We start from the raw sequence: 13,055 nt of genomic DNA, 5'->3' as shown, positions 1-13,055 counted from the left end.
TGTAGCGCAATGAAGCTCGGAAGGACGCCGTTAAAGTTTAAAAATTAAACTCAAACATCCCCAACTTGGGTACACTAGATGAAAGCCACCTTTATCGAACTGCCCCCGTTCGAGCGGCTGCGCAACGAGTACTTCGACGACGACTCGTTCAAAGACTTTCAAAACGAAATGATGAAGGAGCCCATCGTTGGCGCTGTCATCAAGGGGACCGGGGGACTGAGGAAGGTCAGGTACGGCGACGAGCGGCGCGGCAAGGGGAAGCGTGGTGGCTTGAGGGTGATCTATTTCTGGAAGGATGCCGACGACCAGTTCTGGCTATTCACCGTCTACGACAAGGATCAGGCTGACGATCTTACGGCGGCCGAACGTAAGGCGCTGAAACAGCGTCTGGAGTCGGAAATCAAGGCAAGGATGAGCAAAAATGACCGATAGAAATATTTTTTCCGAATTAATGGAAGGCTTCGACGCCCTCGAAGATGCACGTCACGGAAAAGTGACACTCAAAACGTCGGAAGTGGAAATCAAGGCGCCGCCTGTCATGGACGCGGCAAGGGTAAGGGCGGTGCGGGAAAAGCTGCGTGTATCGCAGCCGGTATTCGCGCGCAAGTTGCGTACCAATCCTCAGACCATCAAGAACTGGGAGCAGGGTACGGCGAAGCCGAACGCGCAGGCCGCCATTCTCTTGAGCCTGATTGATCGCAACCCCAAGCTGATTGAGGAAATCGCAGCGCTTTGATCGGAATGGTATTCCTGATAATGGAATTGCCATTATTGCAGCATAGTTTTCAAAGAGTTATGGTAGTTCTTGAAATGTGAGTTCATGACTGTGTCATATAACATTTCTAGAATGCACGCATCGTTGTCCCACCTCATCACGGACTACCCATGCGACTCCCACAGCTCAACACCTCCGCCAAGCTCATCGGCGCCTTCGGCATCCTCTCCCTCGTCATCGTGATCATTGCCGCCGTCGCGGTATGGCGCATGCACGCGGCGGATGTCATCACCTCCAACCTGGTCGACGACAAGCTGGCCAAGCAGCAGCTGGTATCCGACCTGCTCGGCATCGAACGCCTGAACGGTTCGCGCACGGTCTCGATCGCACGCAGCGACAGTCTGGAACTAGCCGACTACTTCCAGGCCCAGCTGGCGGAAGGCCGCAAGAACATCGCCGCCATAGAAGAGAAATTGGCCAAGCTGCCCGTGTCGGAGCGCGAGCGCGCGATGCTGCAGGATGCGGCCCGCCACAAGGCCGCACTGGGCACGGTCCAGGAAGCGCTGTTCAAGGCCAAGGACCTGGGCCAGACCGGCCTGGTCGAGGAAATCCTGACCAAGCAGTGGGAACCGGGCTACAAGGCCAAGGTCGGCGCGTTCGAAGCCTTGCTTGCCTATGAGAGTAGCGAAGCACACCGCCTGGCCGACGAAACGACCGCCTCGTCGAGCTTCAGCAAGATCCTGCTGCTGGGCCTGGGCGGCGCGGCGCTGCTGGTGGGCGCGGGCCTGGCCTGGGCCTTGAGCCGCAACCTGGTGGTGCCGCTGCAGCAGGCCGCGATGCTGGCCGAGCAGGTGGCCCATGGCGACCTGCGGCCGACCATCAGCCACCAGCGCAGCGACGAGATCGGCCGCCTGTTCGACGCCCTCAACGGCATGACCCACGGCGTCTCGAATACCGTATCGCAGGTGCTGGTCGGCGCCCAGGCGATCGACTCGGCCTCGAACGAGATCGCCGAAGGCAACCAGGACCTGTCGAACCGCACCGAGCGCCAGGCCGACGCGCTGCGCCAGACCGTGAGCGCAATGGATGAACTGAGCGAGGCGATCGCCAGCAACAACGCCAATGCGAAGAACGCCAATGCCCTGGCCCAGACCGCGTCCGGTGTGGCCACCGAAGGGGCGCGGGCGGTCGAGCAGCTGGTGGCGCGCATGGGGGCGATCAAGGCCTCGGCCGCGCGCATCGTGGACATCACCGGCATGATCGACAGCATCGCCTTCCAGACCAATATCCTGGCGCTGAACGCGGCGGTGGAGGCGGCGCGCGCCGGCAGTGAAGGCCGCGGCTTCGCCGTGGTGGCCAGCGAGGTGCGCAACCTGGCCCAGCACTCGGCCGGGGCGGCCAAGGAAATCAAGAAGCTGATCGGCGAGTCGTCGAGCGAGATCGAGGCCGGCACCGGCATGGCCGAATCGGCCGGCTCCACCATGCGCGCGATGCTGCAGCATGTGCACGAGGTAGCCGGCATCCTCGGTCAGATCCACACCGCCAGCGCGGGCCAGGCCATTGGTGTCACCCAGGTCAGCAAGTCGATCGCCGAGATCGACATGTCGACCCAGCAGAGCGCGGCGATGGTGGAAGAAGCCGCCGCAGCGGCGGCCTCGATGCGCCAGCAGGCGGCCGAGCTGTCGGCGCTGGTGGCGACGTTCAAATTGCGCAGCGCGCTCGCCGCGCCGGAGCAGCCACATCGGCGCCTGCTCGAAGCGGCTTAACCGGCGTTCAGATCGCCGCCAATGCGCGGCGCAGATCCTCACGCTGGTCGTCGACGTGCTCGATGCCCACCGACAGGCGAATGAGCCCGTCGCCGATACCGAGTTCGGCGCGCTGCTCCTGCGGAATGGTGGCGTGGGTCATCAGGGCCGGATGCTCGATCAGGCTTTCCACGCCGCCCAGGCTTTCGGCCAGGGTGAACACCTCGCAGGCCTCCAGGAAGCGGCGCGCGCCGGCGGTGTCGGTGTCGAGGTCGATCGACACGATGCCGCCGTAGCCGTGCATCTGGTGGCGCGCCAGCGCGTGCTGCGGATGGGATTCCAGGCCCGGGTAGTAGACCTTTGCTACCCGCGGCTGTTGCTCGAGCCAGCTGGCCAGCAGCAGGGCGTTGGCATTGCTGCGTTCGACGCGCAGGGCCAGGGTCTTGATCCCGCGTAGCACCAGGAAGCTGTCGAACGGCCCCTGGATGGCGCCCACCGCATTCTGGATGAAGCCGAGCTTCTCGGACAGGCCGGTCTGGGCGTCGCCGGCGCCGACCACGGCCACGCCGCCGATCACATCCGAGTGGCCGTTCATGTACTTGGTGGTGGAGTGCACGACGATGTCGAAGCCGTGCTCCAGCGGACGCTGGTTGATCGGGCTGGCGAAGGTGTTGTCGCACACGCTGATGATGCCGCGCGCGTGGCAGATCCCGGCGATGGCGGTCAGGTCGGCCAGCTTGAGCATCGGGTTGGTCGGGGTCTCGACCCACACCATGCGCGTCTCGGGCTTGATGGCGGCGGCCAGCGCGTCGGGGTCGGACAGGTCGACGTAGGTGAACGACAGGCCGGCGCTGTCGCGGCGCACGCGTTCGAACAGGCGGTAGGTGCCGCCATACATATCGTCGCCGGCTACGATGTGCGAGCCGGCCGGCAGCAGTTCGAGCACCGCCGCAATGGCAGCCAGCCCGGAAGCGAAGGCGAAGGCGGCGCGGCCGCCCTCGATGTCGGCCACGCAGCGCTCGAGCGCCCAGCGCGTCGGGTTGTGCGAGCGTCCGTAGTCGAGGCCCTTGTGCACGCCGGGGCTCTCCTGGCGGAAGGTCGAGGTGGCGAAGATCGGCGGCATCACGGCGCCGGTGGCCGGTTCGGGCGACTGGCCGCCGTGGATGACGCGGGTAGCCAGGTGCCGTTTGAATTCGATTGGATTGGTCAAGACAGGGTCCTTCGCAGATGGTTGAGCAGGTCGTAGCGCGTGATCAGGCCGTAGAAGGTTGGCCCGTCGGCAATGACGGCGGTCAGGCCGCGGTCGAGGATCTCGCGCAGCTGGCCCATGCTCGCCGCCGGATGCAGGGTTTGCAGGTCGGACGTCATGGTGCCGGACACCGGCCCATTGAAGCGCGCGGTATCTTGCGTCACCTGGTACAGCAGGTCGGATTCGTCGATCAGGCCCAGCAGCCGGCCGCCGGCGTCGACCACCGGCAGCTGCTGCACGTCGCTCGAGCGCATGCGGTTGAAGGCGGTGAGCAGGGTGTCGTCGGGCGAGAGCGTGATGACTTCTCCGGCGTCGTGGCGGCGGCCGATCAGGTCGCGCAGGTCGCCTGTCTTAGGCCGCGTGATCAGGCCCTGGTCGACCATCCAGCCGTCGCTGTACACCTTGGAGAGGTAGCGGGTGCCGGTGTCGCACACGAAGGTGACCACGCGCCTGGGGCGGGTCTGGGCGCGGCAGTAACGCAGCGCGGCCGCCAGCAGGGTGCCGGTGGAAGAACCCGCCAGGATGCCTTCCTGCTGCAGCAGCAGGCGCGCAGTCGAGAAACTTTCTTCATCGCTGATGGTGTAGGCGGTTTTTACGCGCGACAGGTCGGCGATGCCGGGGATGAAATCCTCGCCGATGCCCTCGACCGCCCACGAGCCCGCATGTTGCGAGACGTGGCCGGTCTCGACGTACTCGGCCAGGATCGAGCCTTTCGGGTCGGCCAGGACGAATTCGAGCAGGGGCTGGGTCTTTTTAAAGTAGCGCGACAGGCCGGTGAGGGTGCCGCTCGATCCGACCCCGACCACGATGGCGTCGAGCTTGTGGTTGGTCTGGTCCCAGAGTTCAGGGCCGGTCGTCGTTTCGTGGGCGCGCGGATTGGCCGGATTGTTGAACTGGTCGGCGAACCAGGCGCCGGGGATCTCCTTCGCCAGGCGCGCGGCGTAGTCCTGGTAATACTCGGGATGGCCCTTGCCGACGTCGGAGCGGGTCAGGTGGATCTCGGCGCCGAGCGCCTTCAGGTGCAGGACTTTTTCGGCCGCCATTTTATCGGGCACGACCAGCACCACGCGGTAGCCCTTGATGCGCGCCACCAGCGCCAGGCCGAGGCCGGTATTGCCGGCCGTGGCCTCGATCACGGTGCCGCCGGGCTGCAGCAGGCCGTCGTGCTCGGCCTGCTCGATCATGGTCTTGCCGATGCGGTCCTTGATGGAGCCGCCCGGGTTCTGCGATTCGAGCTTGAGGAACAGCTGGCAGGGGCCGGTATCGATCCGGGTGACTTCCACCAGCGGGGTATCGCCGATCAGCGAAAACAGTGCAGCTTGCGACGCGTGTTGCATATTGCCTCCGTTAAGCCGGCCAGCCGGCGCGGGTAGCGCAAGGGAACCGCGGCGGGCAGGCGTGCTACGACGACTGGCGCGGATCGGCGCCAGCTCTGAAGGATCATGATACGAGTTTTTGTCGAGCGCTGCTTTGGAGAAGCTTAAAGTTTTGCTAAGGCTCGGTTTTGAGGCGGCGCCACAAGGTGGTGCGGCTGATGCCAAGGTGCTGCGCGGCAAGATCGCGCTGTCCGCCGAAGCGCGCCAGCACCGCCGCCGTCGACTCGCGCGCCGGCCCAGGCGCGGACAATGCGTCGACAGGTGGCGCCGCTTGCCGTCCCAGTTCCGGCGCCACCGACAGCATGAAGGCCGGCGTCAAGGCCTGCAGCGGCTCGGCCGCCAGGAACAGGGCGACCCGCTCCATCAGGTTGCGCAGCTCGCGCACATTGCCCGGCCAGGCATAGGAAGCGAGCAGGGGCGCGCAAGCCTTGACCTCGGCCGCCAGGTTCGGATGCGGGCGCGCATCGAGCGCGGCCAGTGCATGCTTGAGCGACCATTCGGCCAGCTGCGCGATGTCTTGCGCGCGGGCGCGCAGCGGCGGCAAGGCCAGGCGCAGCACCGCCAGCCGATAGAACAGGTCGGCCCGAAAACGTCCCTCGCGCATCCGCGCTTCGAGGTCGCAGTGGGTGGCGCTGATCACGCGCACGTCGATCGGCACCGGGCGCGTGCCGCCGACCCGCATTACCTCGCGTTCTTCCAGCACGCGCAGCAGACGGGTCTGCAGGGCCAGCGGCATTTCGCCGATCTCGTCCAGGAACAGGGTGCCGCCATTGGCGGCCTCGAACAGGCCGGCGTGGCCGCCGCGGCGCGCGCCGGTGAACGCGCCTTCCTCGTGGCCGAACAGTTCCGATTCCAATAATGACTCGGCGATCGCGCCGCAGTTCACCGCCACGAAGGGACGGTTGGCGCCACGGCGCGGACTTTCGCGGTGGATCGCCTGGGCCACCAGTTCCTTGCCGCTGCCGGTCTCGCCCTCGATCAGGACGGTGCTGGGCGAACGCGCATACAGCACCACGGTCTGGCGCAGGCGCTCCATCGCGGGGGAGTCGCCACGCAAGTCGTTCATGCCGCGCTGCGCGCGTTGTTCGGCTCCCTTGCGCCGTCCACGGCCGGCTTCGAGCCGGGTCAGGCGCGCCAGTTCCAGCGCGTCGTCGAAGGCCTGGCGGATCGAGGCGGCCGAATACAGGAACACGCCGGTCAGCCCGGCTTCCTCGGCCAGGTCGGTGATCAGTCCGGCGCCGACGATCACGGCGATGCCCTCGGCCTTGAGCTCGTGCACCGCGGCGCGCGCGTCCTCGCGCGTCACGTAGGTGCGCTGGGCCAGGTCGAGGCCGAAGGTGGCGGCGAAGTCGCCCAGTTCCGGCAGCGGCGCCTGGTAGCTGATCACGCCGATCCGGTTCGAGACCCGGCGCGCCCGCGCCAGCGCTTTCAATACGTCGAAGCCGCTTGCCTTGGCCGCCACCACCGGCACCGACACCCGGCCCTTGAGCCAGGCGGCATTCGAGCCGGCCGCGATGACCACGTCACAGTGCTCAGTAGCCAGGCGCTCGCGGATATGTTTCGCAGCCTCGTCAAAACCAAGATGCAGCGGTTCGATCAAAGCTAGATGGTCGTATTCGACGGTGATATCCCGGAACAGCTCGGACAGGCGCGAGACGGAGACGGTCCAGATGACGGGCTTGTCGCCGGCGTCGAGCGGAGAGCGGGGTGCATTCATGTTTCAAGTTTAGTGCATTTTTCAGCGCCAAGTTTCAATTTGAAACGCCGCGGCGTAATCGAACGAGCGGTCAATTACTTTTATGCCGTAAGAATCCGGTAAGGGGCCGCCCGTAGGATGGGTCTCAGCCGCAAAGGCAACACCAGAAAAATCAGGAGACAAAAGTGGATCAAGACGTTGTACAAAGGGTCAAGAGCGACCCGAATTACCAAAAGCTCAAACAGACCCGTTCCAAGTTCGGCTGGACGCTGACCTGGGCCATGATGATCGTGTACTACGGCTTCACGCTGCTGGTCGCCTTCAACAAGGAGTTCATGGGTTCCCGCATCGGTGAAGGCGTCATGACCTGGGGCATTCCCCTGGGCCTGTTCGTCATCGTGTTCACCGTCGTCATCACCGGCATCTATGTGCGCCGCGCCAACCGCGAATACGACGAACTGAGCGACGCCATCAAAGCGAAAGTGGGTGCCTGATGAAACGCTTCCACACCTCAGTCGCTCTGGCCCTGCTGGCTGCCGCCGGCATCGCCCACGCTGCCCCTGACCTCGGCCAGGGCGTCAAGCAAGCCACCAACTGGACCGCCATCATCATGTTCGGCGTGTTCGTGCTCGGCACCCTGTACATCACCAAGTGGGCCGCCGCCAAGACCCGCTCGGCATCCGACTTCTATACCGCCGGCGGCGGCATCACCGGCTTCCAGAACGGCCTGGCGATCGCGGGCGACTTCATGTCGGCCGCTTCGTTCCTGGGTATTTCCGCCGCCGTGTTCCTGGACGGCTTCGATGGCCTGATCTATGCGATCGGCTTCCTGGTCGGCTGGCCCGTCATCACCTTCCTGATGGCCGAGCGCCTGCGCAACCTGGGCCGCTTCACCTTCGCCGACGTGGCCTCGTACCGCTTCGCCCAGAAGCCGATCCGCGTGTTCGCGGCCTCCGGCACGCTGGTCGTGGTTGCCTTCTACCTGATCGCGCAGATGGTCGGCGCCGGCCAGCTGATCAAGCTGCTGTTCGGCCTGGACTACTGGATCGCGGTGGTGCTGGTTGGCGCACTGATGATGGTCTACGTGCTGTTCGGCGGCATGACCGCCACCACTTGGGTGCAGATCATCAAGGCCGTGCTGCTGCTGTCGGGCGCCTCGTTCATGGCGTTCTCGGTGCTGGCCCAGTACAACTTCAGCCCATCGCTGCTGTTCCAGACCGCGACCGAACTGCACGCCAAGGGCGATGCGATCATGGGTCCGGGCAGCTTCATCAAGGATCCGATTTCCGCGATATCGTTCGGCATGGCGCTGATGTTCGGCACCGCCGGCCTGCCGCACATCCTGATGCGCTTCTTCACCGTCCCGAGCGCCAAGGAAGCACGTAAATCGGTGCTGTGGGCGACCACCTGGATCGGCTACTTCTACATCCTGACCTTCATCATCGGCTTCGGCGCGATCGTGCTGGTGGGCACCAACCCTGCCTTCAAGGATGCTGCCGGCGCGCTGCTGGGCGGTAACAATATGGCGGCGGTCCACCTGGCGCAAGCCGTGGGCGGCGACGTGTTCCTGGGCTTCATCTCGGCCGTGGCCTTCGCGACCATCCTGGCGGTGGTGGCCGGCCTGACCCTGTCGGGCGCCTCGGCGGTCTCGCATGACCTGTACGCTACCGTCTTCAAGAAAGGCCAGGCGACCAGCGAGAACGAACTGAAAGTGTCGAAGATCACCACCATCTGCCTCGGCATCATCGCCGTGTTGCTGGGTATTGCCTTCGAGAAGCAGAACGTCGCCTTCATGGTGTCGCTGGCCTTCGCAATCGCCGCGTCGGCCAACTTCCCGGTGCTGTTCATGTCGGTACTGTGGAAAGACTGCACCACCCGCGGGGCCACCGTGGGCGGCTTCCTGGGCCTGACGACCGCGGTCGTCCTGACCATGCTGTCGAAATCGGTGTGGGTCGATGTGCTGGGCAATAGCGCAGCGATCTTCCCTTACGCGTCGCCGGCGATCTTCTCGATGGCGGTCGGCTTCTTCGGTATCTGGATCTTCTCGATCACCGACAAGGGCCCACGTGCCCGTATCGACCGCGCCGGCTTCGAGGCGCAGGAAGTGCGCGCCGAGACCGGTATCGGTGCGGCGGGTGCGTCGGCGCACTAAACCGACCTTAAGCAGGTAGAAGGGGGCGGCCTGTGAAGGCCGCCCTTTTTTATTTCGCTGCCGTCGCATCCCATGGGCCGATGCTGAAAGCCGCACCTTCGATGTGGCGAACGGCGGGTTCGCCGGCGAGAAAGTCCTGCAAGCCCGCCATGAACGTCTGGTGGTCGTCGCTCGTTTCGAAGTTCGGGGTGTGATCTTCCAGCGTCTGCCAGCGCACGATGAGCGTGAACTGTTGCGGCAGCTCGATCCCGGGCGCCAGCAAATGGCCCCGATAACCCTTTGCGCGGGTGAGCAGGTGAGCGACGTCGGCAAATGCATGCCTGAATGCGTCGGTGCGGTCGGGCCGGACGAGCAGGGTGGCGATTTCGTAAACCATGATATTCCTTTCGAAGTGAATGGAGCGACTCAGGCTTGTGCGCTGGTGTGATCGGCCAGCGGTCCCACCGCGATCGCGATCTTTCCCCTGAGGCCATTGTCACGGCTTTCCAGCCGCGCATGGGCAAGCGGGATGTCGGCCAGCGAATAGACGGCGCCGACATGGGGTTTCAGCTGGCCGCGCTCGATCAGGGCGCTCAGTTCGTCGAGCTTGCCGCGGTTCTGGCGGGTGAAGACGAAGTGGTAGCTGGCATTCTTGCCCCAGGCCTGGATCAGGTTCTGCGGCGCCGCGATGTCCACGATGGAGACGACGCGGCCGAGTTGCGCCAGCACGTCCGGGCTACGCGTCAGGGTGTCGCCACCGATGGTGTCGAATACCACGTCGACGCCGTGGCCGCCAGTTTCGCGCTGGATGGCTTCGACGTAATCCTCTTTCGTGTAATCGATGACGACGTCGGCGCCCAGGGAGCGTGCGAACTCGAAATTGTCTTCCTTCACCGTGGTGAACACGCGGGCGCCCATGGCTTTGGCGACCTGGATCACGACGTGGCCCACGCCCCCCGCGCCGCCATGGATAAGGATGCTTTCCCCGGCTTTCAGCTGTGCGCGCACGGCGAGGGCTTCCCAGGCGGTGCCGCCGACAAGGGTCAGGCTGGCGGCTTCGAGATGGGTCAGCGACGCCGGTTTCTTGCCGACGATGCTCTCGGCGGCGACATGGTATTCGGCATAACTACCGGGGCCATCGAAGATTTGCGGGGTGTACCAGACTTCGTCGCCTGGCGCGAACGCGGTCACGCCGGGACCGACTTCCTCGACCACGCCCGAGACGTCGTGGCCGGTGATGCCCGGCAGCGGCACCAGGTCGGCATAGTCGCCGCGGCGGACCTGGTAGTCCAGGGGATTGATGGAGGTGGCTTGCACCCGGACCAGCACCTGGCCGGCCTGCGGTACGGGTTTCGGCACGTCGCGCAGTTCAAACGATTGCGGGCCGCCAAAAGAAGTGAGCACTTGAGCTTTCATGATTGTTCCTCGTTTCGTTAAAAAGGGATATCGGGAATTACCGATATGTAGTGGTAAAAAAATTTACAGCTCTTTGCCAATGATCTCGGCGAGCGCACTGATGGCTGCTTCATTGCGCTTGTAGTACGTCCACTGTCCAATGCGCCTGACTTCCACCAGGCCGGCTCTTTGCAGTGTTGCGAGATAATCGGACACGGTCGACTGTGACAAGCCGACACCTTCCTGGATGCTGCTGACACAGACGCCAACCGTGTGGACATCGCCCTCATCCTGCGGAGGGAAATGATTCTCGGGATCCTTCAAGCCTTTCAAGATGTCAAGGCGTGTGCGGTTCGAGAGGGCTTTGAAGATGTCTAGCAGTTCCATGGATTCCAGTATATCGGGATATCCCGATATGTCAAGCGACGCGTTTGGAGCGCATTAGCGTTTTAAGCTGGGCTTAATTGTTTCAGTTGTTGCATCTTATTGTTTCAGTATGAAACGATGGGGCGCAAGAGGAATGCCGGGGCGCTCACCGTGATGTACGCTAAGTGTTTGAATATAGTGAAAAATTACTGTCAAGTGCCGGAAGGATCAGGGCTGGCACGCGGTTTGCAATAGCAGGTTCGACACCCACCGCATCTGAAAGGACACCGCATGACCAAGCTCTCCGCCGGCGCCGCATTCCGCAAGGCAATGCAGGAAGAATCCCCATTGCAAGTGGTCGGCGCAATCAACGCCAACCACGCCCTGCTGGCCCAGCGTGCCGGCTTCAAGGCGATCTACCTGTCCGGCGGCGGCGTGGCGGCGGGTTCGCTGGGCTTGCCGGATCTTGGCCTCTCGAACCTGGACGACGTCCTGATCGACGTGCGCCGCATCACCGACGTGTGCGACCTGCCGCTGCTGGTCGACGTCGACACCGGTTTCGGCGCCTCGGCCTTCAACGTCGCGCGCACCGTGCGCACCCTGGCCAAGGCCGGCGCCGCCGCCTGCCACATCGAAGACCAGGTCGGCGCCAAGCGCTGCGGCCACCGTCCGGGTAAGGAAATCGTCAGCAAGGACGAGATGGTCGACCGCATCAAGGCGGCGGCCGATGCCCGCCCATACGACGAGTTCGTAATCATGGCGCGCACCGACGCGCTGGCCGTCGAAGGCCTGGATGCCGCCATCGAACGCGCCGTGGCCTGCGTGGAAGCCGGCGCCGACATGATCTTCCCCGAGGCGATGACGAGCCTGGAGATGTATAAACAGTTCGCCGACGCGGTCAAGGTGCCGGTGCTGGCCAATATCACCGAGTTCGGTTCCACGCCGCTGTTTACCGTCGATGAACTGAAAGGCGCCGGCGTCGGCCTGGTGCTGTATCCGCTGTCGGCCTTCCGCGCGATGAACAAGGCGGCCGAGAACGTGTACAACGCGATCCGCCGCGACGGCACCCAGCAGAACGTGCTCGACACCATGCAGACGCGCGCCGAACTGTACGACCGCATCGACTACCATAGCTATGAACAGAAGCTCGACGCGCTGTTCGCCCAGAACAAAGCGAAATAAGGAGAACCGAGGATGACGACCCAGAACAACGAGACCCCAACCTTCAAGCCGAAGAAATCCGTGGCCCTGTCCGGCGTCGCCGCCGGCAATACCGCGCTGTGCTCGGTCGGCAAATCGGGCAATGACCTGCACTACCGCGGCTACGACATCCTGGACGTGGCCGACGCCTGCGAATTCGAGGAGATCGCCTACCTGCTGGTGCACGGCAAGCTGCCGAACGAGGCCGAGCTGCGCGGTTATAAAGCCAAGCTGCGTTCGCTGCGCGGGCTGCCTGCCGCCGTCAGGAGCGCGCTCGAGGCGGTGCCGGCCGGCGCCCATCCGATGGACGTGATGCGTACCGGCGTGTCGGTGCTGGGCTGCACCTTGCCCGAGAAGGACGACCACAATCTTGCCGGCGCGCGCGACATCGCCGACCGCCTGATGGCCTCGTTCGGCTCGATGCTGCTGTACTGGTACCACTACAGCCATGCTGGCCGCCGCATCGAAGTGGAAACCGACGACGACTCGATCGGCGGCCACTTCCTGCACCTGCTGCACGGCTTCAAGCCGAGCGAATCCTGGGTGCAGGCGATGCACACCTCGCTCATCCTGTATGCCGAGCACGAATTCAATGCCTCGACCTTCACCGCCCGCGTGATCGCCGGCACCGGTTCCGACATGCACTCGGCCATCACCGGCGCCATCGGCGCGCTGCGCGGTCCGAAACACGGCGGCGCCAACGAAGTGGCGCTCGACATCCAGAAGCGCTACGAAAACGCCGACGAAGCCGAAGCCGACATCCGCAACCGCGTGGCCAACAAGGAAGTCGTGATCGGCTTCGGCCACCCGGTGTACACGATCTCGGACCCGCGCAATAAAGTGATCAAGGAAGTGGCGCGCTCGCTGTCTTCCGAGGCCGGTTCGATGAAGATGTTCGACATCGCCGAACGCCTGGAGTCGGTGATGTGGGATGTGAAAAAGATGTTCCCGAACCTGGACTGGTTCTCGGCCGTGTCGTACCACATGATGGGCGTGCCGACCGCCATGTTCACGCCGCTGTTCGTCATCTCGCGCACCTCGGGCTGGGCTGCCCACGTCATCGAGCAGCGCATCGACAACAAGATCATCCGCCCGAGCGCGAACTACGTCGGTCCGGAAGACCTGCAGTTCGTGCCGCTGGCCGAACGCAAGTAACTTATTCAGCACCACAGCATCTCGCAC

13 protein-coding genes are annotated in these 13,055 nt (G+C 64.1%); 7 read left to right on the top strand and 6 right to left on the bottom strand.

All coding sequences use genetic code 11. The annotated features are described in order from the left end of the window. Positions 1-78 precede the first annotated feature (78 nt). From FVD38_RS10190 to FVD38_RS10180, 3 genes are all read left to right on the top strand, one after another. Entirely contained in the window at positions 79-432 is a 354-nt protein-coding gene (locus FVD38_RS10190; RefSeq protein WP_147934715.1) for a type II toxin-antitoxin system RelE/ParE family toxin, read from the top strand. Then, entirely contained in the window at positions 422-736 is a 315-nt protein-coding gene (locus tag FVD38_RS10185; RefSeq protein ID WP_147934714.1) for a helix-turn-helix domain-containing protein, read from the top strand. Before FVD38_RS10190 ends, FVD38_RS10185 begins: the two co-directional genes overlap by 11 nt. Before the next feature lie 149 nt (positions 737-885). Beyond that, the gene (locus FVD38_RS10180) at positions 886-2,481 is read left to right on the top strand and encodes a methyl-accepting chemotaxis protein (RefSeq protein ID WP_147934713.1); all 1,596 of its coding nucleotides are present in this window, start codon (positions 886-888) and stop codon (positions 2,479-2,481) included. A 7-nt stretch (positions 2,482-2,488) separates the two neighbouring features. Here the strand turns inward: FVD38_RS10180 and FVD38_RS10175 are convergent, their stop codons facing one another. From FVD38_RS10175 to prpR, 3 genes are all read right to left on the bottom strand, one after another. Continuing rightward, on the bottom strand, positions 2,489-3,670 hold the full coding sequence (locus FVD38_RS10175; RefSeq protein WP_187271535.1) for a trans-sulfuration enzyme family protein: 1,182 nt from the start codon (positions 3,668-3,670) through the stop codon (positions 2,489-2,491). After that, complete coding sequence (locus FVD38_RS10170) at positions 3,667-5,046, bottom strand: pyridoxal-phosphate dependent enzyme (protein WP_147934712.1); 1,380 nt, start codon at positions 5,044-5,046, stop codon at positions 3,667-3,669. Before FVD38_RS10170 ends, FVD38_RS10175 begins: the two co-directional genes overlap by 4 nt. Positions 5,047-5,200: 154 nt before the next feature. Continuing rightward, positions 5,201-6,802, bottom strand: coding sequence for a propionate catabolism operon regulatory protein PrpR (gene prpR, locus FVD38_RS10165; RefSeq protein ID WP_147934711.1), 1,602 nt, complete (start codon positions 6,800-6,802; stop codon positions 5,201-5,203). Positions 6,803-6,966: 164 nt separating this feature from the next. On the opposite strand from prpR, the gene FVD38_RS10160 reads away from it, so the two are divergent. Further along, complete coding sequence (locus FVD38_RS10160; protein WP_147934710.1) at positions 6,967-7,275, top strand: DUF485 domain-containing protein; 309 nt, start codon at positions 6,967-6,969, stop codon at positions 7,273-7,275. Beyond that, complete coding sequence (locus FVD38_RS10155; RefSeq protein WP_147934709.1) at positions 7,275-8,933, top strand: cation acetate symporter; 1,659 nt, start codon at positions 7,275-7,277, stop codon at positions 8,931-8,933. The genes FVD38_RS10160 and FVD38_RS10155 overlap by 1 nt, the downstream gene beginning before the upstream one ends. 49 nt (positions 8,934-8,982) lie before the next feature. On the opposite strand, the gene FVD38_RS10150 is transcribed toward FVD38_RS10155, so the two are convergent. The 3 genes from FVD38_RS10150 to FVD38_RS10140 all read right to left on the bottom strand — a co-directional run bounded on the left by FVD38_RS10150 (position 8,983) and on the right by FVD38_RS10140 (position 10,694). Then, positions 8,983-9,309 (bottom strand): antibiotic biosynthesis monooxygenase family protein, encoded by a 327-nt coding sequence (locus tag FVD38_RS10150; RefSeq protein ID WP_147934708.1) that lies wholly within the window; start codon positions 9,307-9,309, stop codon positions 8,983-8,985. Positions 9,310-9,338: 29 nt separating this feature from the next. Beyond that, positions 9,339-10,328 carry a zinc-dependent alcohol dehydrogenase family protein gene (locus FVD38_RS10145; protein ID WP_147934707.1) on the bottom strand — a complete coding sequence of 330 codons (990 nt, stop codon included), beginning with the start codon at positions 10,326-10,328 and terminating at the stop codon, positions 9,339-9,341. Between the two features lie 63 nt (positions 10,329-10,391). Further along, positions 10,392-10,694, bottom strand: a complete 303-nt coding sequence (locus tag FVD38_RS10140) for an ArsR/SmtB family transcription factor (RefSeq protein ID WP_123071318.1) — start codon at positions 10,692-10,694, stop codon at positions 10,392-10,394. 270 nt (positions 10,695-10,964) lie between these two features. Here FVD38_RS10140 and prpB point away from each other — a divergent pair, with 270 nt between their 5' ends. Continuing rightward, entirely contained in the window at positions 10,965-11,855 is an 891-nt protein-coding gene (prpB, locus tag FVD38_RS10135) for a methylisocitrate lyase (protein ID WP_147934706.1), read from the top strand. A 12-nt stretch (positions 11,856-11,867) separates the two neighbouring features. Continuing rightward, positions 11,868-13,028, top strand: a complete 1,161-nt coding sequence (gene prpC, locus FVD38_RS10130) for a bifunctional 2-methylcitrate synthase/citrate synthase (protein ID WP_123071316.1) — start codon at positions 11,868-11,870, stop codon at positions 13,026-13,028. Positions 13,029-13,055: the final 27 nt, after the last annotated feature.

This window comes from Massilia arenae (genome assembly GCF_008014745.1).
In the GTDB taxonomy this organism is placed as follows: Bacteria; Pseudomonadota; Gammaproteobacteria; order Burkholderiales; family Burkholderiaceae_D; genus Telluria; species Telluria arenae.
This window is presented reverse-complemented; position numbering and strand designations above follow the sequence as displayed.